The 230-nt window shown below is 60.0% G+C and carries 1 pseudogene; it reads left to right on the top strand.

Annotation, left to right across the window (positions count from 1 at the left end):
- A pseudogene (locus HMPREF2990_RS02780) lies at positions 1 to 230 on the top strand (cytochrome c biogenesis protein DipZ); the annotation flags it as partial.

The raw sequence follows: 230 nt of genomic DNA, 5'->3' as shown, positions 1-230 counted from the left end.
GATTCCGGCCTCACCGTCGTCGGCGTCCATTCCCCTGAGTACGCTTTCGAGCACGACCTGGGCAATGTCCGCAACGCCGTAGAAAAGGAAGGTATCCACTACCCGGTGGCGCAGGACAATGACTTCGCTACATGGAGGAATTTCAACAACCGCTACTGGCCAGCCCGCTACCTGGTGGACAAGCACGGCAACGTCCGGCAGATCGTGGAAGGGGAGGGAAGCTACGCCGA

Source organism: Corynebacterium sp. HMSC071B10 (genome assembly GCF_001814825.1).
GTDB lineage: Bacteria > Actinomycetota > Actinomycetes > Mycobacteriales > Mycobacteriaceae > Corynebacterium.
The sequence above is the reverse complement of the archived record's forward strand: the minus strand, read 5'-3'. Positions and strand labels throughout refer to the sequence as shown.